Origin of the sequence: Desnuesiella massiliensis, assembly GCF_001403615.1 — a bacterium.
GTDB classification, from domain to species: Bacteria; Bacillota; Clostridia; order Clostridiales; family Clostridiaceae; genus Desnuesiella; species Desnuesiella massiliensis.
Map to the genome: position 1 here is coordinate 540,327 of NZ_LN879456.1, position 20,045 is coordinate 560,371.

Sequence of the window (20,045 nt, forward strand, 5' to 3'; positions counted from 1 at the left end):
ATGAGTGATAAAAAAGTATTGTTAGAGATAAAGGATTTGACAAAATACTTTCCTGTAAAAAATAGTTTATTATTCAAGGGTAATAGTTATGTAAAGGCGGTGGATAGAGTATCCTTTACTATAAATAGAGGGGAGACTTTAGGGCTAGTTGGAGAATCAGGCTGCGGCAAGACTACCACGGGAAGAACTATTATAAAACTATATGAACCTACTGCCGGCGATATAATCTATGATGGAGTAGATATATCTAAATATTCACAAAAGCAGATGCTGGATTATAGAAGAAAAATGCAGATGATATTTCAAGATCCCTATGCTTCATTGAATTCAAGAATGACTGTAGGAGACATTATTGGGGAAGCTATTGATATACACGGTCTAGCCAAGGGGAAAGAGCGCATGAATTTGGTTCAGGATCTATTAAAGAAGGTTGGACTAAATAGAGATCATATAAATAGATATCCTCATGAGTTTTCAGGAGGACAAAGACAGAGGATAGGTATAGCAAGGTCTTTAGCTGTACAACCTGAATTCATAATATGCGATGAGCCTATTTCTGCATTAGACGTATCTATACAAGCTCAGGTTGTAAATATGTTAGAAGATTTACAGAATGATTTAGGTTTGACCTATTTATTTATAGCCCATGATCTTTCTATGGTTAAACATATATCAGATAGAATCGGGGTTATGTATTTGGGAAGGTTAGTTGAGATAGCGGAAAGTAATGAATTGTATAGCCATCCGCTTCATCCTTATACTCAAGCTCTGTTATCAGCTATACCAATTCCTGATCCGGATGAATCTGCTGCAAAAAGAAGAATTGTATTAGAAGGAGAAATTCCTTCACCTATTGACCCACCTCCAGGTTGTAGGTTTAAGGGAAGATGTAAATATGCTAAACCTATTTGTAATGAGCAAGATCCTGAATTGAAGCAAATGGGAAAAGATCATTTCGTAGCATGTCATTTGTATTGATATAACATTACTTTTTATAAGGAGGTGATTTAACAAAATAATTAAATTACTTTTATAAATAATATATAAAGGGGGAAATGAAATGATTAAACGCAAACTATCAAAACTAAGTTCTTTATTTCTTGCATTTACACTTTTGGCCACAACTCTAGTAGGATGCACTAAAAAAGATCCGGCATCTGAAACAAAAACAAATGTACCTCAAGTTATTAAATATAATTTAGGGGTAGATCCAAAGACCTTGGATCCTGCTTTAAATGCCGCTGTAGATGGGGCTACAGTTTTATCAAATGCCTTTGAAGGATTAATGAAATTTGATGATAAGGATCAACCTATCTATGGAGTGGCAGAAAAATATGAAATATCAAAGGACAACTTAAGCTATACTTTCTATTTGCGTAAAGATGCTAAGTGGTCAGATGGCCAGCCTGTTAAGGCTCAAGACTTTGAGTATGCATGGAAGAGAGCTTTAAATCCTGATGTAGCAGCAGAATATGCATACCAATTATATTATTTAAAAAATGGTGAAGCCTATAATACTAAAAAAGCTAAGGCTGAAGATGTAGGTGTTAAAGCTGAAAGTGATACAGTTTTAAAAGTTAATTTAGAGTATCCTACAGCATATTTCTTATCGCTAATGGCCTTCCCAACTTATTTCCCAGTTAGGAAGGATATAGTTGAGAAAGACCCAGAAGCTTGGGCTACAAAGGTTGAATCTTATGTTTCTAATGGAGCATTTAAAATGACTGAATGGAAACCAAAAGATGTTATAGTGTTCTCAAAGAATGAAAATTATTGGAATAGTAAAGAAGTTAAACTAGATAAAATAGAGTATAAGATGATAGAGGATTCTACAAGCTATCTATCAGCATTTAAGGTTGGTCAATTAGATTTAATTGAAACTCCGCCTGCTCAAGAGGTAGCACAATTATTAAAGGATGGAATAGCCAAGATTTCTCCTTTCCTAGGAACTTATTTCTATTGCATAAATTTATCTGAAAATGCTGAAAAAGTTGACCCAGCAGCAGCTAAGGCTTTAAAAGATCCAAGAGTTAGAAAAGCTCTAACTTATGCTATTGATAGAAAACTTATAGTAGAAAATGTTACAAAGAGTGGTCAAGTACCAGCTGTTAGCTTTGTTTCTAAAGGTATACCTGAAAGTCCATCTAAGGACTTCCAATCAAAAGAATACTTTAAACCAGAAGGAGACATTGCCAAGGCTAAACAATTATTAGCTGAAGCTGGGTATCCAGATGGAAAGGGCTTCCCTAAAATTGCTTTCTTATATAATGATAAGGGAGACAACAAAAATATAGCTCAAGCTATTCAAGATATGTGGAAGAAGAACTTAAATATAGATATGGAATTGAAGGTTGAAGAGTGGAAAGTTTTCCAACAATCTAGAAATGATAAGAACTATAGTATAGCAAGACATGGGTGGCTAGCTGACTATGTAGATCCAATGACATACTTGGATATGTGGACTTCAAATTCTGGTAATAATGATGCTGCTTATAAAAATCCTGAATATGATAGGTTAATAAATGAAGCTAAAAAAGAAGTAGATCAAGCTAAGAGGATGAAATTATTGCATGATGCTGAAGATATATTGATGAATGATATGCCTATAATTCCAATATATTATTATTCAAATGTAGTTTGCAGTAAAGACTATGTAAAAGGTGTTAGAAAATCACCATTAGGATTTATGTTCTTTGATAAAGCTTATGTAGAAAAGAAATAAGTAGTAAAAAAAGATTGGGAATTTTAGACTCCCAATCTTTTTTACTATTTTAAATTTAAAACATCATTCATAGAATAAAGACCGGCAGGTTTATTAGCCATAAATTCACAAGCCTTAAGAGCGCCTAGGGCAAATACCTCTCTAGATATGGCCTTATGAGTGATTTCAATAACTTCTCCAGCTCCAGCGAATATAACCTCATGATCGCCTACGATATTTCCGCCTCTAACAGCATGAATGCCTATGTCTTTATGCTCTCTTTTGGCATTTCCTTCTCTGCCGTAAACAAATTCAGTTTCTTCTTTAATAGAAGATTTTATTGCGTTAGCTAATAGCAAAGCAGTACCGCTAGGAGAGTCTACCTTTTGATTGTGATGCTTTTCTATGATTTCAATATCATAATTTTCAAATAAAACTGGCGTAATGGACTTTAATATAGAGCTAATTAAATTAATACCAATACTCATATTAGCAGATCTGAAAAGAGGAAGTTTTTTGCTGCATTCACTTATATATTGTAATTGGTTTTCGTTATATCCGGTAGTACATAAAACTACTGCTTTGTTGTGTTTTAACGCATACTCCATTAATCCATCTAAGGCTTCAGACCTAGAAAAATCTAAAATCACATCTGCATCTAAAGAACACTCCTTTATGCTATTAAATATAGGAAAGGTAGATGAGGTTTCATAGTTTTTATCAATGCCTGCTACTATTTTTAGTTTTTCACCATTTTTAGCGCATTGTTGTACTACTCTTCCCATTTTTCCGTTGCAACCATTTAAAATGACTTTTACCATAAATACCTCCTAAAGTTAATTATATAAGACCGGATTTAGATAGCTCTTCCTTTAATACATTTAAATTATTTTCACTCATAGAACATAGGGGCAATCTCAGTTCACCTACGTTTAGTGCCATTAAATTCATGGCAGTTTTCACCGGAATTGGATTAGTCTCAATAAATAAAGCGTTAGTCAAAGATAAAGTTTTTAATTGTATGTCAAGAGCTTCTTTAGCATTGCCATCTAGATATAATTTACACATTTCATGAACTTCTTTTGGGATAATATTAGCTACAACAGAAATTACACCTATACCACCAAGAGATAAAATCGGGATAATTTGGTCATCGTTGCCAGAGTAAATATCTATTTTATCCCCGCATAAAGCTTTGTATTCTGCCACTTGACTTATATTTCCACTGGCTTCCTTTATAGCTACTATATTCTTAAACTTTGATATTTCCAATAAAGCTTTTGGAGAGATATTCATACCTGTCCTACCAGGTACATTATAAACTATAATTGGTATATTTACTGAGTCGTTTATAGCCTTAAAGTGTTCAACTAAACCTTTTTGAGTAGTCTTATTATAGTAAGGTGTAATTATTAATAATCCATCTACTCCAATGCTTTCAGCCCATTTGCTCATAGATATGGAAGCTGCGGTGTTGTTGGTTCCAGTGCCAGCGATTACTGGAATCCTTTTATTAACTATATCTACAGTAAATTTTATGGTTTCTTTTCTTTCATTCTCTGACATGGTAGAGGCTTCGCCGGTAGTTCCGCATACTATGATTGCGTCTGTACCAGATTTAATATGCCACTCCAATAACTCTTCAAGTTTTTTAAAATTAACTCCATTTTCATCGAAAGGAGTAACAATTGCTACGCCTGAGCCTTTAAATAAAGACATATTTCATCCAACCTTTCTATTTATTATTAATTATATATTCGGCAATTTGAATGGCGTTCAGAGCTGCGCCTTTTCTGATATTATCGGCTACAACCCAAAGATTTAATCCGTTATCAATGCTAAAGTCTCGTCTGATTCTACCTACAAAAACCTCGTCTTTCCCAGCAGCTTCAATAGGCATTGGGTACACTAAATTCGCTAAATCATCTTTTAAAACAATTCCTGCGCACTCCTCGTAGAGTTCAAAAATATCCTCTAGTTCATAAGCATTATTTAATTCTACATTTATACTTTCACTATGACCGTAAGCTACAGGAACTCTAACAGTAGTAGCGGTTATTTTTAAAGAATCATCATGAAGTATTTTTTTTGTCTCATTAATCATCTTTAGTTCTTCTTTTGTATATCCATTCTCAGTAAAAACATCAATATGAGGAAGAAGATTTCCTGCTATAGGGTGAGAGAATTTCCTTGGAGGCTGACCATTATAACCTTCAAGCAAATCATTAAGACCATTCATACCAGCACCAGATACTGCTTGATAAGTAGAATAAATTATTCTTTTAATGCCATATTTATGGTGAAGAGGCTTTAAAGCTACTACTGCTTGTATTGTAGAGCAATTTGGGTTTGCAATAATTCCTTTATGCTTTTTTATATCCTCTGGATTAACTTCCGGAACCACTAAAGGGACTTCATGGTGCATTCTCCAAGCGCTGCTATTGTCTATTACTATAGAGCCATAATTAGTAAATATAGGTGCGAATTCTAAGCTAGTATCTCCACCAGCTGAAAAAAGTGCAAAATCAATTTTTTTGTTTTTAATATTTTCTTCTTTTAATTCTTCTACTAATATTTCTGTATTTTTAAATTGTATTTTTGTACCTGCAGAACGACTTGAGGCATAAAAATAAATATTGTTTACTGGAAAGTTTCTTTGTTCTAAAATTTCGATGAATTTTCTTCCAACCATTCCTGTGGCTCCAACTACTGCTACATTATAATTCATGGATAGTATCCCTCCTAAAAATTTCTTTACTATATTATATAACTATATAGGTGAAAAATATATACTTTGCTAAAAGCATTTATTAAAAAATTTAATATGTTAGTGAATAAAGCTGCTTTAGTTAGTGAAAAATATAAATTAAAACAGGACATAAATAATTATTAATATGAAATATTACCGAAAAGAAGCAGGGGGTAGAACTTATGGGAAAAACACCGCTGAAAAAAATAATAAAGGCCAAGATTAAGGCTAATAAAGAATTAAGTGAAGTAGAAAAGCTTAGAGAAAAAATTAAATATGAAATAGCTGAAGAGTTAGGGTTAAAAGAAAAAGTGGACGAATTTGGATGGGGAGGATTAACAGCAGAGGAAAGTGGAAGAATTGGCGGAATAATGACAAAGCGTAAAAAGTCTATGAATATGCCTAAGAATTATGAAATTATTAATGATATTAAAGGGGGTATCCATTGACTAATTAAGGTTTTATATATAATATTATTAAGGTGATATTATAAGAGTATGAATTTAATTTTAAGGTGAATTGTGGTGGTTAAGATGGGGAGTTACAATAAATTTGCAGAAATATATGATAGATTGATATATGAAGATATAAACTATGAAAAATATGAAAAGAAAATATTAGATATTTGTAAAAAATATAATGTGGAAATGCAAAATTATCTGGACTTAGCTTGTGGTACAGGTAATATGTCAATAAGAATAGCTCCATATTTTAAAAATATATGGATTGTAGATAATTCTGAAGACATGTTAATGCAAGCAGATAATAAATTTAGAAAGAGTAAATTAAAATGTAAGCTAGTACATCAGGATATGGCTTCTCTAAATCTAAATCAGAAATTTAATTTGATTACTTGTATTTTGGATTCTACTAATTATATTGTAGATATTGAAGCCTTAAAAGAGTACTTTTTAAACGTAAAAAAACATTTAAGCGATGATGGAATTTTTATTTTTGATATAAATTCTTATTATAAGTTAAGTGAGGTCATGTCTAATAATACCTATACTTATGACGATAGTGAGGTTTTTTATTGCTGGGAAAACTTTTTTGAAGATGATATTTTAGAAATGAGCTTAACGTTTTTTGTTAAAAACGATGATTTATATGAAAGATTTGATGAGCAGCACATAGAGAGAGCCTACACTGAAGAATTTATAGATAGTATACTATCTGAATGTGGGCTTACTATTGTTGAAAAATTTGATGATTATAATAGCAATATAATAGAAGAAACTACAGAGAGATTAGTTTATGTTTTAAAGTAGATTATGGAGGGATAAACATGAAGGATATATTAGTAAAAGCTACTGCAAAAAATGGAATGATTAGAATAGTTGCTGCAATAACTACTGATTTAGTTAGTGAGGCAACAGAAATACATAATTGTACTCCCACAGCAGCCGCTGCTTTAGGAAGAATGTTGACAGGTGGTTCCTTAATGGGTTCTATGCTTAAAAGCGAAAAAGATGTAGTAACGCTTCAAATATCAGGAGGCGGAGAGGCTGGGAGTATAGTAGTAACTTCCTATAGTGATGCAGGGGTAAAAGGCTATATAAGTAATCCAAAGGTAGATCTACCATTAAATGAAAAAGGAAAATTAGATGTGGGCGGAGCTATCGGTAGAAAAGGTAATTTATTAGTTATAAGAGATTTGGGATTGAAAGAACCCTATGTAGGACAAGTACCTATATATTCTGGTGAAGTTGCTGAGGACTTTGCTTATTATTTCACAGTTTCAGAGCAAACCCCTTCAGCAGTTTCTTTAGGAGTTTTAGTAGATAGAGATATGAGCATCAGAGCTTCTGGTGGCTTTATTATTCAAATGATGCCTGATGCAGAGGAATTGCTGGCTGATTTAATTACGTACAGATTACAGGAAACACCTCCAATAACTGAAATGATATCAAAAGGTATGAATATTACAGAGATATTGGAATTTATCTTTGATGGAATGGACCTAAATATAATGGAGTCAATAGTTCCTCAATATAAATGTGATTGTTCAAGAGAAAAGGTGGAAAAGGCCCTTATTAGCATAGGAGAAAAAGATTTAAATGAAATTTACAATGAAGGAAAAAGTGAAGAACTAAAATGTCATTTTTGTAATAAAAACTATGTTTTCACTAATGAAGAAATAGGGGAATTGATAAAAAAATTGAAGTAGAGAATTAGTATGCTTTATTTGTGCCATTAAAAATCTTAGTTTTTAATGGCACTTTTTCAAATTATTAATTAAAAGTTTTTTAAACATATATTGACTTTTTAAAGAGCAGGTTATATAATAATAGATGTGTCGCAGTTACACAAGGGCGCATAGCTCAGCCGGGAGAGCATCTGCCTTACAAGCAGAGGGTCACAGGTTCGATCCCTGTTGTGCCCACCATTAATGGCCCAGTGGCTCAGTTGGTTAGAGTGCCGGCCTGTCACGCCGGAGGTCGAGGGTTCGAGTCCCTTCTGGGTCGCCATATTTTCCAGGCTAGATAGCTCAGTCGGTAGAGCAGAGGACTGAAAATCCTCGTGTCCCTGGTTCGATTCCTGGTCTAGCCACCAGCTAGCGGAAGTGACTCAATGGTAGAGTGTCACCTTGCCAAGGTGAAAGTTGCGGGTTCGAATCCCGTCTTCCGCTCCATTATGGCGCCATAGCCAAGTGGTAAGGCAGAGGTCTGCAAAACCTTTATCCCCAGTTCAAATCTGGGTGGCGCCTCCAATCATAAAACCTTTGGAAATGTTAATTTCCAAAGGTTTTAATTTTTAGCATTAGGATTGATTAAATAAAAGCGCTGAATTAAAACTCAGTGCTTTTGCTGTTATGCATATAAGTTCCTAGATTATAAAAAGACTTCCTCTGTCTATCAATTTGCCTTTTCTTAGGAATAAGGGAGCTATTTTATGCTTTTTTAGAAATTGAGCCACTTCTTTTTTATAGGCATAACAATCTAAGTCTCCAAAAAAAGCCATATGATGTTTGTCAATAAGTCCGCAGCAACCTCCAATAAATCCATAGTTTAGTCCTGGTAGCTCTATATCACCTGGTGGAAGCAATAGCACATCAATGTGATAGTTAACTAATTTTTTCGCAATTGAAACATCACTAGTCATAATAGCCTTTTCTGATAATATCGCTGTAGAACATTTTGTGTATCCTTGTTTTACATCTATTAGAATCGAATCCTTTCTATTGGTATAAAGATTTTCGTCCGTATGTTTTAAATTATGTATAAAGTAATTATTTAAGCTTACAGCGTTTAATATAACATTATCAGGGTAACTTCTTTTTAACTCTCTATTAGAAAAGATAATAGAAATATTTAATTTTATAAGTTCTTCTATTAAATTTTTATCCATGGTTTTGTGAACTAAAACTTTTGTTTTGTCTAATACATGGATCTGCATATCAGGATGACCACAGACTGCATCATATAATTTTTCACATTTAGGGCACTTAATTATATTTAAATTTAAATTTTTTAAATTATTTATCTCTTCTTCTGAAACTCTAAAGTCTACTATAGCACTTTTCATTTTTTTTATTCACCTCTAAATTTTTACCTATGTTTTATAGAAAAACACTTTCAATATATTAAACTTATATTCAATTATACTATATATACTGCGAAAGATCTAAAATCTTATCTGTCGAGAATTGTTATTATTTTTTTGTATATACCTCATCTTTAAACACATACTATGTGTAAGAAGGGAGTGAGAAAAGATGCTTTTACTAAAAGTAGCTTATGAAAATAATGAAGATATAATAGACGAAATACAAGGATTAAGAAACCATTTAAAATCAAAAAATATAGTATTAGGGATCTGCGAAAGCATAGAAAGAAATACTCACTTCATAAAAATATTATGCGATGAAAGTGACTATAGCGAGAAGTTGAGGGATATGGTAAACTTATATATGAGTAATGTAATATATAAGATTGTTATAGATATCTTTAAGAAAAAAGAGATGTATGAATTTATTAATGACACTTATTTTTTTCTAAAACATGAAGAAATTTGTGATATTCAAGAAAAAATAACTGATTTATTAGTGGATTTTACTATTAGTGATGAAAATGATGTGTACTGTATGAATAGAAAGAATAGTATTGTAGAGAGAATAAAAGATTGTATAGAAGAAAATCAAGAAATAAATATCGATGGGTTTATTACTTTTAGAATGAAAGAGTTAATTGATGATATAGAGAGCATTGTAGATAAGATTGTTGAAAAGTATATGGTGGAAAAAGAATACAACGAGTTTATAAAGCTTTTAAAATATTTTGTTGATATTCAAGATAGTAAATTAGAAGAAGTTAATATAGTGATAGTAAAAGGTGGAAGTTATGAAATAAAAGATAATTTTGGCAAGGATATATTTCAAGAATTTTTAAATGAACTTTTGGATTCTAGATTTGTAAATGGCGGTATAAATATAGAAGATATAATAATCAGCGGGCTTATTACAAACTCACCAAAAAGAATAATAATTCATGGGATACAAAATTGTACCAATAAAGAGATAATTCAAACTATAAATAATGTGTTTGGGGATAGAGTGCATATCTGTAACCAATGCAAAATTTGTAGTAAAGATGAAATAAAAGTTTGAAAAGGTGTTGACAAGAATTTTAGATGCTGATATAATCAACATTGTGTTAAGAAGAAACAGCCGTTTCTCACCTTACAGCAAGGCTAGTAAGGTTAAGGATGTTATTATTATTCTGATTTTAATAATAGAGAACGGCTTATGCCGTTCTTTTTTATTTATTCTATAGCCTTAATCCATAGTGGAGGTGAAAAAATATTAGTAAAGAATTTCTTATTAATGAAGAAATAAGAGAAAAAGAAATAAGGGTTATTGCAGATGATGGTGGTCAATTAGGTATAATTCCTTCAAGAGAAGCTTTGAAGATTGCTGAAGAAAAAGAATTAGATTTAGTAATGATATCACCTAATGCCAACCCACCTGTATGCAGAATAATGGATTTTGGGAAATTCATATATGAGCAATCTAAAAAAGAAAAAGAAGCTAAAAAGAAGCAAAAAATTGTAAACATTAAAGAAATAAGGTTTAGCCCTACTATTGAAGAACATGATATAGGGATAAAGGCTAACAATGCTAGAAAATTTTTAGTTGATGGAGACAAAGTAAAAGTAACCGTTAGATTTAGAGGGAGAGAAGCAGACTATTCTCATATAGGGGCTAAAATACTTGAAAAGTTTTTAGCTAAAGTAGAAGATGTTTGTATTGTTGAAAAACCAGCTAAACTAGAGGGTAGAAACATGACCATGGTTTTGGCTCCAAAAAAAGCATAATACTTGAGAGGAGGATTTTATCATGCCAAAAATGAAAACTCATAAAGGAGCAGCTAAAAGATTTAAATTAACAGGAAGTGGAAGGTTAAAGAGAGCTAAGGCTTTCAAAAGCCATATATTAACTAAGAAATCTTCTAAGAGAAAGAGAAATCTTAGAAAGACTGCTTATGTTTCAACTGCACAAGAAAAAGTAATGAAGAAATTATTACCATATCTATAATAGATATTACTGATAGGAGGTTTACAAAATGGCAAGAGTTAAAAGAGCTGTGCATGCTCGTAAGAATCATAAAAAAGTGTTAAAGCTTGCAAAAGGCTATTATGGTGGAAAAAGCAAGTTGTTTAGAACAGCAAACGAAACAGTTATAAGAGCATTAAGAAATGCTTATGTAGGAAGAAGATTAAAGAAGAGAGATTACAGAAAGCTATGGATCGCAAGAATAAATGCTGGTGCAAGAATGAATGGTCTTTCTTATTCAAGATTCATGAATGGAATAAAGCTAGCAGGCTTAGATATAAATAGAAAAATGCTATCTGAAATAGCTATAAATGATCCAAAAGCTTTCTCAGAATTAGTAGAAATTGCAAAAAAGCATATAAATGCATAAAATAAAGGAATGCGGCGTAAAGTCGCATTTTATTTTATCTTATTAAGCTATAGGATATTTTGTAAAATACATATATTAGTATAAAATAATATTTAAAGTCAAAATAACAATGCTTTGAGGTGAAGCATAATGAAAATTACTATAACTAAAAATATAAAATTAAATCCTGTACAAATATTGGCTTTAGGTTTTGCTTTAGTAATATTTACAGGTGCAATACTCTTAACCTTACCTATCTCCTCTTCCAATGGTACTAGCACTAATTTTATTGACAGTTTATTTACATCCACTTCAGCGGTTTGTGTTACTGGGCTAGTTACAGTGGATACTGGAACACACTGGAGTTATTTCGGTAAAACTGTGATAATGTTTTTAATAGAGATTGGTGGATTAGGCTTTATGTCCTTTGCTACTTTATTTGCATTATTACTAGGCAAAAAAATTACTTTAAAAGAAAGACTTGTATTACAAGAGGCAATGAATACCTTTAATATTCAGGGACTTGTGAAGATGGCAAAATATGTTCTTGTATTTACTTTTTCTGTGCAAATTATAGGTGCGTTATTGCTATCTACTCAATTTATTCCGGATTACGGTTTGGGAAAAGGTATATATTTTAGTATCTTCCATGCTGTTTCGGGTTTTTGTAATGCCGGTTTTGACTTAATAGGTAATTTTTCAAGCTTGACTTCCTATGCTGAAAACCCTGTAATCATTTTAACTATTGCATCTTTAATTGCTATAGGTGGATTGGGATTTTCTGTATGGTTAGAGATCTATAATTATAGAGGATTAAAAAAATTATCTCTACATGCAAGAGTAGCAATACTCATGACTATTTCTTTAATAGTTGGGGGGGCTATTCTAATGTTCTTATTTGAATTTAATAATCCAGGAACCATGAAAAATATGAGCTTCAAAGGTAAAATACTATCTTCTATTTTTGCCTCTGTCACTCCTAGAACTGCAGGGTTCAATTCAATTTCTACAGCGGATATGTCTATGGCTGGTAGATTTCTTACTATAATCTTAATGTTTATAGGAGGTTCGCCAGGATCTACAGCTGGTGGAATAAAAACTACAACAGCAGCCATATTATTAATGACTATTGTATCTATTATAAAGGGTAGGGAAGATACGGAGATATCTAAAAAGAAGATCCCTAAGGATTTGGTATACAAGGCTTTTGCCCTTTCTACATTAGCTCTAACTTTGGTTATTGGAGTAACAATGATACTGTCAATTACTGAGGTAGGGGCTAGCTTTGAATATATTTTGTATGAAGTTACATCAGCCTTCGGTACTGTAGGAATAACTTTAGGATTGACTACAAAGTTAAGTTTTATAGGAAAGATTTTAATAATTCTTACTATGTATTGCGGAAGAGTAGGTCCTATGACTGTTATACTAGCTTTAGCAAATAAAAAGAGTAATTCTTCAATTAAATATCCTGAAGATAAAATATTAGTTGGATAAGGGGTGCTTATTATGTCAAGCAAACAATATGTGGTTATTGGTTTAGGTAGATTTGGAACTTCTGTAGCAAAAACGCTATATGCATTAGGTCACGATGTATTAGCTATTGACCAAGATGAGAATTTGGTTCAGGAAATATCCGATAGTGTTACTCATGCTGTGCAAATGGATGCTATGGATGAAAATGCTTTAAGAACTTTAGGCGTTAGAAATTTTGATGTGGCTGTAATCACTATAGGTGGAAATATGCAGGCTAGTGTAATGGTTACGTTGATTGTAAAAGAGTTAGGAGTTAAGTATATTATATGCAAAGGCCAAAGTGAGTTACATGCTAAGGTTTTATATAAAATAGGGGCTGATAGGGTTATACTTCCAGAAAAGGATATGGGTGTAAGAGTTGCACATAATTTAGTATCTTCAAATATCCTTGATTATATAGAACTTTCACCAGATTATAGTATTATTGAAATTGAAGCTCCAAAGGATTGGTATAATAGAAGCTTAAGGGAGTTAAATGTAAGAGCCAATCATGGAATAAATGTTATGGCTATTAAAAGAAATGACGAGATAAATGTATCACCCAATGCAGATGATATGATAGAAACTGGGGATATCGTTGTAGCTATAGGTTCTACGGAAGATTTAACAAAATTAGAAAATATAATATCTAGATAAAATTTTCATATAATTGAGGTGAAAATTTGAATACTATAACTAGTAAGGATAACACGTTATATAAGGAAGTAAGAAAACTTAAAGAAAAAAAGCATAGAAGAGAAAAAAAGCAGTTTTTTATTGAGGGATTAAGATTTTTTGAGGAAGCAATAAAATCAAATTACTCCGTAGATAATGTGTTTATTAAAGAATCTAGTAAAGAAAAATTTATAAATAGCGTTGAAGAATATGATTTTCCACAAAGTAGAGTAAGCATTCTTAAAGATTCTTTATTTGATAGTTTATGCAGTACTGAAAATCCTCAAGGTGTAGCTGCTGTAATAAACATTAAACCACATGAAGTTGACTTTCAGGAAGGTTTTTATGTACTAGTAGATAAGGTTCAAGATCCCGGCAATTTAGGCACTATAATAAGATCAGCTCATGCTAGCGGTGCTTTAGGCGTTATTTTAACAAAAGGTACTGTAGATGTATTTAATGAAAAAACTTTACGTTCTACTATGGGATCAATTTTTTATGTTCCAATAATAGAGGATGAGGACATGGAGTTTATCTTTAAGCTTAAAGAGCAGGGATTTAAATTCATAGTGAGCAGCCTGCAAACTAATAAAAACTATTTTGATGAAAAACTAAAAGGAAAGCTAGTTATTTGTGTTGGAAATGAAGGTAATGGTGTAAGTGAAGTTATTTATAATTTGGCTGATATAAAGCTTAAAATACCAATGCCAGGAGAAGCAGAATCCTTAAATGTAGCAGTAGCTTCTTCTATAATGATGTTTGAAATAGTTAGGCAAAATATTAAATAGTACTTGAAAAAAAACTTTACAATAGGTATAATGACAAGTATTAAAATATAATAGATACCGACTGTGAAAGAGAGAGTAAATGTAATGTCTTTTTCAGGGAGAAAAAGCCATAGACTGTAAGCTTTTTTATTAGACATCATATTGAAGTTCACTCTGGAGTCCTAATAGTGAAATAAAATAGTAGCTATTAGCGCTATAAGCGTTAAATTAAAGAGTGAGTGATTTTTTAATTACTAACTAGGGTGGTACCGCGGATGAATCCGTCCCTTTCGGGATGGGTTTTATTTTTTTGTAAAAAATTTAGAAAGGAGAATATTGATGAAAGAAAAATTAGAATTAATTAAGGAAGCAGCTGTAAGTGAAATCAGCAAAATTTCATCTAGCAATGAAATTGAAAATATAAGAGTAAAATATCTAGGTAAAAAAGGAGAACTTACCTCTATACTTAGAGGAATGGGAGCTTTAACTCAAGAAGAGAGACCTGTTATAGGAAAGGTTGCTAACGAGGTAAGAGAAATCATTGAAGGAAAAATAGAGGAAGCTCTTACTCATATTAAAAATCAGGAAAAACAAGCTAAGTTAGAAAAGGAAGTAATAGACATATCTTTACCAGGAAATAAAAGATTTTTAGGTAAGAGAAATCCTATAGATTTAACCTTAGAGCATATGAAGGAAATATTCATATCTATGGGATTTTCCATAGAAGAAGGACCAGAGGTAGAGTTAGATTATTATAATTTTGAAGCTTTAAATATACCTAAAAATCATCCTGCAAGGAGTGAACAAGACACATTTTATATTAATGACAATATAGTATTAAGAACTCAAACTTCTCCTGTTCAAGTAAGGGTTATGGAGAATGAGAAGCCTCCTATCAAGATGATTTCTCCAGGTAGAGTTTATAGATCAGATGCAGCGGATGCAACTCATTCACCTATTTTTTATCAAATGGAAGGCTTAGTAGTGGATAAAGGCATAACCTTTGCAGACCTAAAGGGAACTTTAGAGATGTTTGCAAAAAAAATGTTTGGTGATAAGGTTAAAACAAAATTTAGGCCACATCATTTCCCTTTTACAGAGCCTTCAGCAGAAATGGACGCTACTTGCTTTGTATGCCAAGGTGAAGGATGTAGGGTGTGTAAAGGTAGCGGTTGGATTGAACTATTGGGCTGCGGGATGGTACACCCTGAAGTGCTAAGAAACTGTGGTATAGATCCTGAGATATATAGCGGTTTTGCCTTCGGATTTGGAGTTGACAGAATGGTAATGACTAAATATGGATTAGATGATATAAGATTATTATATGAAAGCGATATGAGATTTTTAAATCAGTTCTAAGGAGGCGGCAGGAATGAAAGTACCTTATAAATGGCTAAAGGATTATGTTGAAATAAATATAAGTGCTAAAGAGCTTGGAGACAAATTAACTTTGTCAGGTTCTAAAGTTGAAGAGGTTATTACAAAAGGTGATGATATAATCAATGTAGTAACAGGAAAAATAGAAAAGATAGAGCCTCATCCAGATGCGGATAAATTAGTTGTTTGTCAATTAAATGTAGGAGAAGAGGAGCTAGTACAAATAGTTACTGGAGCTAACAATATGAAAGAGGGAGATATTGTCCCTGTAGCTTTACATGGAGCTAGTTTACCTAATGGAATGAAAATTAAAAAAGGTAAGCTAAGAGGAATAGTATCTAATGGTATGATGTGTTCAGAGGAAGAGTTAGGTATTGCTGAAAATATTGAAGTGCATGGGCTAATGATTCTGCCTAAAGAAACTCCTTTAGGCAAAGATATTAAGATGGTTTTAGGATTAGATAATGCTATTATAGACTTTGAGATTACATCAAATAGGCCAGATTGCTTAAGTGTTGTTGGTATGGCTAGAGAAACTGCGGCTACTTTAGGTACAGTGTATAATATGCCAAGTACTAGTTTTGAAGTTAAAAGTAGCGAGAGTATAAATAATATATTAAAAGTAGATGTTAGAGATAATCTCTGTAAAAGATATATGGCTAGAGGGCTGAAAAATGTAAAGATTGAGCCTTCTCCAAGTTGGATGCAAGAAAGATTAATGGATGCAGGTGTTAGACCTATAAATAATATTGTTGATATAACCAATTTTGTAATGTTAGAGTTAGGCCAGCCAATGCATGCTTTTGATAAGAGAGAGATCAAAACTGGCTCTATTGTAGTAGAAAGAGCGAAAAATGATGAAAAGTTTACTACTTTAGATGAGGTTGAAAGAAATTTAGATAATGAAATACTATGTATAAAAGATGGTGAAGAAATTATCGCCTTGGCAGGAATTATGGGAGGGCTAGACTCTGAAATAAAGGAAGATACCAAAGAAGTGATTTTTGAGTGTGCAAATTTTGAAGGCACTAATATAAGAATTAATTCTAAGAAGCTAGCATTAAGAACTGAGTCTTCCTCTAGATTTGAAAAAGATATTGATCCTAATTTGGTTCAAATGGCTATGGACAGAGCTTGTAATTTAGCAGTAGAGTTAGGCGCTGGAGAAGTAATGCAAGATACTATTGACATTTGCTTGGAAAAAAGAGAAGAAAAAAAATTACAGGTTAACTCTAAGTGGATCAATGAATTCTTAGGAACAGAAATAGAAAAAGAAGCTATGAAGCAATATTTAGATAGCTTAGATTTAACCACAGAAATTGAGGGAGAGGATTTGATTGTAACTTCTCTAACCTTTAGAAATGATATAGAAATTAGAGAAGATGTTGCTGAAGAAGTAGCTAGAATATATGGTTATGACAATATACCTACTACTATAATAAAAACCAATAGTTTAAAAGGTGGTAAAAATATTAAACAACAAATGGATGACATGATAATAAACACATTATTATCTTCAGGCTTAAATCAAGCTATTAGCTATTCTTTTGTCAGTCCAAGAACCTTTGATAATATAAATCTACCACAGGAAAGTGAACTAAGAACTTGTTTAAAGATAAGAAATCCTTTAGGTGAGGATTTTAGTGTTATGAGAACAACAACCATTGCTTCAATGATGGAAGCATTAGGAAGAAATTACTCAAGAAGCAATGAAGAAGCAAGATTATTTGAACTTGGAAAAGTATATATCCCTAATACAGATCCAAATAAATTACCTAAGGAAGTTAATATGGTTACACTGGGGATTTATGGTGGAGTAGATTATCTTGATTTAAAGGGTGTTGTAGAAAATATAATAGATGTATTAGGTATAAAATCCGTAAGCTTTAAAAGACAGTCAGAAAATGCTACTTTCCATCCAGGAAAAACTGCAGACCTTTATATTGGTAAAGAATATATAGGGATATTAGGAGAAATTCATCCAGATGTCTGCGATAATTACGGTGTAGACACATCCTGCTTTATGGCAGAACTTAACTTGGATAAATTATATGCGCTATCTAATCTAGAAAAAAATTATAGGCCGTTACCTAAATTTCCATCAGTGACCAGAGACATTGCTATACTTATAGATGATAGTATACTTGTTCAAGATATTGAAGAGGTTATCGTAAGGCAAGGTGGTAGTATATTAGAGTCCGTAAAATTATTTGATATATACAAGGGAAAGCAAATTCCTGAAGGTAAGAAGAGTGTAGCTTATGCTATAGTTTATAGAGATAATAATAAGACCTTGACAGATAATGAGGTAAATAAAGTGCATGAAAAAATATTACGTTCATTAGAATATAAATTAGGAGCACAATTAAGATAAGGCATATTTTAGAATAACTAGTCAATTTACTGATATATTTGGCTAGTTATTTTATTTAAGATGCTTAATTTCATGTTTTATATGGGTAGAATTTATGATAGAATATAAATATGTATTTTATGAATTTATCTAAGAGGGTGTTTAGATGAACGTTATAACAGTAAGAATAAATGGCATAGAATATAATTTAAAGGGCCATGAGAGTGAAGAATATTTAAACAAGGTAGCTAACTATGTAGATAAAAAAATGAAAAACATATTAGATAATAACGCCAAGTTGAGTTCTTCTTCCGCTGCAGTACTATCTGCAGTAAATGCAGTAGATGATCTTTTTAAGTTAAAAGAGGATTATAATGAGTTATTATATAGAGTAAAGCATTTTGAAGAGATAGAAACAAAGCTTAGAGATGAACTTGAATCTCTAAAGCATCAAACAAAAGAAATTCAAAGTACTAATGAAGATTTAAGAAATAAAATGCTCACTCTTGAAGATCCTAATATTGTAAAAAAACAACAAGAAGAAATAAGCAATTTACAGGTTCAATTAGATGCTATGCAGGAGTCTGCTCAAGAGTGTATAGTTCAAAATAAGGAGCTGCTTGCACAGAATAAGGAGATAAAATTTCAACTGCAAACTTATAAGTATAAATTAATTGATTTGCAGAATAAGTTTTTAGATAATCAAATTGACTTAGTAAAAATCAAAAAACAAAAAAATCCTTTATTAAAAGATAATGTGGAATAAGAAGTCTTTAAAGACTTCTTATTTTTATAGCTAAAAGGAAATATAAAAAATAAATCGGAATATATTTATAATATAATTTTATGAATAAAGGTGATATTATGATATATTTTGATAATGCGGCTACAACCTTTCCAAAGCCAGAAAAGGTCTATGAAAAAATTTTATATACTATGAAAAATATTGGAGCTAATCCAGGGCGTGGTTCGCATAAAATGGCTATAAATCTAGCAGAAGAAATACTAAGCACGAGAATAAAAATAGCTAAAATGATAAATTGTGATGATGAAATGAATATTGTATTTACCAGTGGAGCTACGGAAAGCTTAAATTTAGCTCTTAAAGGTTTGCTTAATGAAGGGGATCATGTAATTACTACAGCATCAGAACATAATTCTGTACTTAGGCCTTTAAAAGCATTAAATTTAAAGGGAGTTAGCATAACTGTAGTACCTATAGATTTAAAAGGCAGGGTATCCTTAGTAGATATTGAGAAAGAAATAAAACGCAATACAAAGCTTGTGGTTATTAATCATGTTTCAAACGTTCTAGGAACTATACAAGATATTAATAGCATAGGTGAGTTATGTAGGCGAAAGGAAATTATATTTTTGGTAGATGTCTGTCAAAGTTTAGGACTGCTACCCATAGATATTAAAAAGGACAATATTGATCTTTTGGCATTCTCCGGACATAAGCTTTTATATGGTCCTCAAGGCATAGGAGGAATATACATTAATCCTAATATATGTTTAAAACCTTTAAAAGAAGGGGGGACAGGGAGCTATTCAAATTCTATGGTTCAGCCGGAAGTTATTCCAGATAAATTTGAGAGTGGAACTTTGAATTGCCCCGGTATCCTTGGATTAGGGGCTGGTATTGATTTTATAAATGAAATTGGAATTAATGTTATAAGAGAGAAGGAATTGAACCTTTGTAAATTGCTTTTAAAGGAGCTTAAAAAATTACCTTTTATAATTTTATATGGTATAGATAATAATCTTTACAGAACAGGGGTGGTATCATTTAATATAGAAGGTATGGATAGCTCATTAACAGGCAATCTCTTAGATAATGAAAATATTGCAGTTAGAACAGGATACCATTGTGCTCCTCTTATTCATTCTTTTATAGGAACCATAAATAAAGGAACTGTTAGAGTCAGCTTAGGTTATTTTAATGAAGAAGAACATATTGAAGTATTTATTAAAGCATTAAAAAAAATTTACAAAAATATATAAGGTA

At 31.8% G+C, this 20,045-nt stretch carries 20 protein-coding genes, 5 tRNA genes and 2 other annotated features; of the genes, 21 read left to right on the top strand and 4 right to left on the bottom strand.

Annotated features, from left to right (window positions below; genetic code table 11):
* Together BN2665_RS13270 and BN2665_RS13275 are read left to right on the top strand one after the other, a co-directional pair.
* Window positions 1-978 carry an ABC transporter ATP-binding protein gene (locus tag BN2665_RS13270; RefSeq protein ID WP_055667588.1) on the top strand — a complete coding sequence of 326 codons (978 nt, stop codon included), beginning with the start codon at window positions 1-3 and terminating at the stop codon, window positions 976-978.
* A gap of 82 nt (window positions 979-1,060) precedes the next feature.
* On the top strand, window positions 1,061-2,722 hold the full coding sequence (locus BN2665_RS13275; protein WP_055667589.1) for a peptide ABC transporter substrate-binding protein: 1,662 nt from the start codon (window positions 1,061-1,063) through the stop codon (window positions 2,720-2,722).
* Between the two features lie 44 nt (window positions 2,723-2,766).
* Here the strand turns inward: BN2665_RS13275 and dapB are convergent, their stop codons facing one another.
* From dapB to BN2665_RS13290, 3 genes are read right to left on the bottom strand one after another with little or no spacing between them, the layout of a single operon-like run.
* The gene (gene dapB, locus BN2665_RS13280) at window positions 2,767-3,522 is read right to left on the bottom strand and encodes a 4-hydroxy-tetrahydrodipicolinate reductase (RefSeq protein WP_055667590.1); all 756 of its coding nucleotides are present in this window, start codon (window positions 3,520-3,522) and stop codon (window positions 2,767-2,769) included.
* A 19-nt stretch (window positions 3,523-3,541) separates the two neighbouring features.
* Window positions 3,542-4,420, bottom strand: a complete 879-nt coding sequence (gene dapA, locus BN2665_RS13285) for a 4-hydroxy-tetrahydrodipicolinate synthase (RefSeq protein WP_055667591.1) — start codon at window positions 4,418-4,420, stop codon at window positions 3,542-3,544.
* Between the two features lie 16 nt (window positions 4,421-4,436).
* Window positions 4,437-5,429 carry an aspartate-semialdehyde dehydrogenase gene (locus BN2665_RS13290; protein WP_055667592.1) on the bottom strand — a complete coding sequence of 331 codons (993 nt, stop codon included), beginning with the start codon at window positions 5,427-5,429 and terminating at the stop codon, window positions 4,437-4,439.
* 203 nt (window positions 5,430-5,632) lie between these two features.
* Between BN2665_RS13290 and BN2665_RS13295 the strand changes: the two genes are divergently transcribed.
* The 8 genes from BN2665_RS13295 to BN2665_RS13330 all read left to right on the top strand — a co-directional run bounded on the left by BN2665_RS13295 (window position 5,633) and on the right by BN2665_RS13330 (window position 8,160).
* Entirely contained in the window at window positions 5,633-5,899 is a 267-nt protein-coding gene (locus BN2665_RS13295) for an alpha/beta-type small acid-soluble spore protein (RefSeq protein WP_055667593.1), read from the top strand.
* Window positions 5,900-5,983: 84 nt separating this feature from the next.
* Window positions 5,984-6,718, top strand: coding sequence for a class I SAM-dependent DNA methyltransferase (locus BN2665_RS13300; RefSeq protein ID WP_055667594.1), 735 nt, complete (start codon window positions 5,984-5,986; stop codon window positions 6,716-6,718).
* 17 nt (window positions 6,719-6,735) lie between these two features.
* The gene (gene hslO, locus BN2665_RS13305) at window positions 6,736-7,617 is read left to right on the top strand and encodes an Hsp33 family molecular chaperone HslO (protein ID WP_055667595.1); all 882 of its coding nucleotides are present in this window, start codon (window positions 6,736-6,738) and stop codon (window positions 7,615-7,617) included.
* A 143-nt stretch (window positions 7,618-7,760) separates the two neighbouring features.
* Window positions 7,761-7,836: transfer RNA gene (locus BN2665_RS13310), tRNA-Val, on the top strand.
* 5 nt (window positions 7,837-7,841) lie between these two features.
* Window positions 7,842-7,918: transfer RNA gene (locus BN2665_RS13315), tRNA-Asp, on the top strand.
* Window positions 7,919-7,927: 9 nt separating this feature from the next.
* Window positions 7,928-8,003, top strand: a tRNA-Phe gene (locus BN2665_RS13320).
* 4 nt (window positions 8,004-8,007) lie between these two features.
* Window positions 8,008-8,082: transfer RNA gene (locus BN2665_RS13325), tRNA-Gly, on the top strand.
* Window positions 8,083-8,086: 4 nt separating this feature from the next.
* Window positions 8,087-8,160, top strand: a tRNA-Cys gene (locus tag BN2665_RS13330).
* A gap of 116 nt (window positions 8,161-8,276) precedes the next feature.
* On the opposite strand, the gene BN2665_RS13335 is transcribed toward BN2665_RS13330, so the two are convergent.
* On the bottom strand, window positions 8,277-8,975 hold the full coding sequence (locus BN2665_RS13335) for a DUF6873 family GME fold protein (RefSeq protein ID WP_055667596.1): 699 nt from the start codon (window positions 8,973-8,975) through the stop codon (window positions 8,277-8,279).
* A 190-nt stretch (window positions 8,976-9,165) separates the two neighbouring features.
* Between BN2665_RS13335 and ytxC the strand changes: the two genes are divergently transcribed.
* The 11 genes from ytxC to BN2665_RS13390 all read left to right on the top strand — a co-directional run bounded on the left by ytxC (window position 9,166) and on the right by BN2665_RS13390 (window position 20,041).
* Window positions 9,166-10,056, top strand: a complete 891-nt coding sequence (ytxC, locus tag BN2665_RS13340) for a putative sporulation protein YtxC (RefSeq protein ID WP_055667597.1) — start codon at window positions 9,166-9,168, stop codon at window positions 10,054-10,056.
* 42 nt (window positions 10,057-10,098) lie between these two features.
* Window positions 10,099-10,215: a sequence feature (ribosomal protein L20 leader region), on the top strand.
* Window positions 10,216-10,250: 35 nt separating this feature from the next.
* Window positions 10,251-10,763 carry a translation initiation factor IF-3 gene (infC, locus tag BN2665_RS13345; protein ID WP_055667598.1) on the top strand — a complete coding sequence of 171 codons (513 nt, stop codon included), beginning with the start codon at window positions 10,251-10,253 and terminating at the stop codon, window positions 10,761-10,763.
* Window positions 10,764-10,785: 22 nt separating this feature from the next.
* The gene (gene rpmI / locus BN2665_RS13350) at window positions 10,786-10,983 is read left to right on the top strand and encodes a 50S ribosomal protein L35 (RefSeq protein WP_055667599.1); all 198 of its coding nucleotides are present in this window, start codon (window positions 10,786-10,788) and stop codon (window positions 10,981-10,983) included.
* Between the two features lie 28 nt (window positions 10,984-11,011).
* Window positions 11,012-11,371 carry a 50S ribosomal protein L20 gene (gene rplT / locus BN2665_RS13355; protein ID WP_055667600.1) on the top strand — a complete coding sequence of 120 codons (360 nt, stop codon included), beginning with the start codon at window positions 11,012-11,014 and terminating at the stop codon, window positions 11,369-11,371.
* Window positions 11,372-11,500: 129 nt separating this feature from the next.
* Entirely contained in the window at window positions 11,501-12,847 is a 1,347-nt protein-coding gene (locus BN2665_RS13360; RefSeq protein WP_055667601.1) for a TrkH family potassium uptake protein, read from the top strand.
* Between the two features lie 12 nt (window positions 12,848-12,859).
* Window positions 12,860-13,522, top strand: a complete 663-nt coding sequence (locus BN2665_RS13365) for a potassium channel family protein (RefSeq protein ID WP_055667602.1) — start codon at window positions 12,860-12,862, stop codon at window positions 13,520-13,522.
* Between the two features lie 26 nt (window positions 13,523-13,548).
* Entirely contained in the window at window positions 13,549-14,328 is a 780-nt protein-coding gene (locus BN2665_RS13370) for a TrmH family RNA methyltransferase (RefSeq protein ID WP_055667603.1), read from the top strand.
* 54 nt (window positions 14,329-14,382) lie between these two features.
* Window positions 14,383-14,599 (top strand) — a binding site (T-box leader).
* A 47-nt stretch (window positions 14,600-14,646) separates the two neighbouring features.
* Window positions 14,647-15,666, top strand: a complete 1,020-nt coding sequence (pheS, locus tag BN2665_RS13375) for a phenylalanine--tRNA ligase subunit alpha (RefSeq protein WP_055667604.1) — start codon at window positions 14,647-14,649, stop codon at window positions 15,664-15,666.
* A gap of 13 nt (window positions 15,667-15,679) precedes the next feature.
* Window positions 15,680-18,058 (top strand): phenylalanine--tRNA ligase subunit beta, encoded by a 2,379-nt coding sequence (gene pheT / locus BN2665_RS13380; RefSeq protein ID WP_055667605.1) that lies wholly within the window; start codon window positions 15,680-15,682, stop codon window positions 18,056-18,058.
* 145 nt (window positions 18,059-18,203) lie between these two features.
* A complete protein-coding gene (locus BN2665_RS13385) occupies window positions 18,204-18,803 on the top strand; it encodes a cell division protein ZapA (RefSeq protein WP_055667606.1) in 600 nt (199 codons plus the stop codon).
* A gap of 98 nt (window positions 18,804-18,901) precedes the next feature.
* Window positions 18,902-20,041, top strand: coding sequence for an aminotransferase class V-fold PLP-dependent enzyme (locus tag BN2665_RS13390; protein WP_055667607.1), 1,140 nt, complete (start codon window positions 18,902-18,904; stop codon window positions 20,039-20,041).
* Window positions 20,042-20,045 lie beyond the last annotated feature (4 nt).

What these genes read in the sequence shown, in the direction of transcription:
- BN2665_RS13275 (WP_055667589.1), top strand. Translation starts at nt 1,061, where the DNA reads ATGATTAAACGCAAACTATCAAAACTAAGTTCTTTATTTCTTGCATTT.
- BN2665_RS13390 (WP_055667607.1), top strand. Translation starts at nt 18,902, where the DNA reads ATGATATATTTTGATAATGCGGCTACAACCTTTCCAAAGCCAGAAAAG.
- pheS (WP_055667604.1), top strand. Translation starts at nt 14,647, where the DNA reads ATGAAAGAAAAATTAGAATTAATTAAGGAAGCAGCTGTAAGTGAAATC.
- BN2665_RS13385 (WP_055667606.1), top strand. Translation starts at nt 18,204, where the DNA reads ATGAACGTTATAACAGTAAGAATAAATGGCATAGAATATAATTTAAAG.
- pheT (WP_055667605.1), top strand. Translation starts at nt 15,680, where the DNA reads ATGAAAGTACCTTATAAATGGCTAAAGGATTATGTTGAAATAAATATA.
- dapB (WP_055667590.1), bottom strand. Translation starts at nt 3,522, where the DNA reads ATGGTAAAAGTCATTTTAAATGGTTGCAACGGAAAAATGGGAAGAGTA.
- BN2665_RS13290 (WP_055667592.1), bottom strand. Translation starts at nt 5,429, where the DNA reads ATGAATTATAATGTAGCAGTAGTTGGAGCCACAGGAATGGTTGGAAGA.
- rplT (WP_055667600.1), top strand. Translation starts at nt 11,012, where the DNA reads ATGGCAAGAGTTAAAAGAGCTGTGCATGCTCGTAAGAATCATAAAAAA.
- dapA (WP_055667591.1), bottom strand. Translation starts at nt 4,420, where the DNA reads ATGTCTTTATTTAAAGGCTCAGGCGTAGCAATTGTTACTCCTTTCGAT.
- BN2665_RS13295 (WP_055667593.1), top strand. Translation starts at nt 5,633, where the DNA reads ATGGGAAAAACACCGCTGAAAAAAATAATAAAGGCCAAGATTAAGGCT.
- BN2665_RS13365 (WP_055667602.1), top strand. Translation starts at nt 12,860, where the DNA reads ATGTCAAGCAAACAATATGTGGTTATTGGTTTAGGTAGATTTGGAACT.
- BN2665_RS13270 (WP_055667588.1), top strand. Translation starts at nt 1, where the DNA reads ATGAGTGATAAAAAAGTATTGTTAGAGATAAAGGATTTGACAAAATAC.
- ytxC (WP_055667597.1), top strand. Translation starts at nt 9,166, where the DNA reads ATGCTTTTACTAAAAGTAGCTTATGAAAATAATGAAGATATAATAGAC.
- BN2665_RS13360 (WP_055667601.1), top strand. Translation starts at nt 11,501, where the DNA reads ATGAAAATTACTATAACTAAAAATATAAAATTAAATCCTGTACAAATA.
- rpmI (WP_055667599.1), top strand. Translation starts at nt 10,786, where the DNA reads ATGCCAAAAATGAAAACTCATAAAGGAGCAGCTAAAAGATTTAAATTA.
- BN2665_RS13335 (WP_055667596.1), bottom strand. Translation starts at nt 8,975, where the DNA reads ATGAAAAGTGCTATAGTAGACTTTAGAGTTTCAGAAGAAGAGATAAAT.
- hslO (WP_055667595.1), top strand. Translation starts at nt 6,736, where the DNA reads ATGAAGGATATATTAGTAAAAGCTACTGCAAAAAATGGAATGATTAGA.
- BN2665_RS13300 (WP_055667594.1), top strand. Translation starts at nt 5,984, where the DNA reads ATGGGGAGTTACAATAAATTTGCAGAAATATATGATAGATTGATATAT.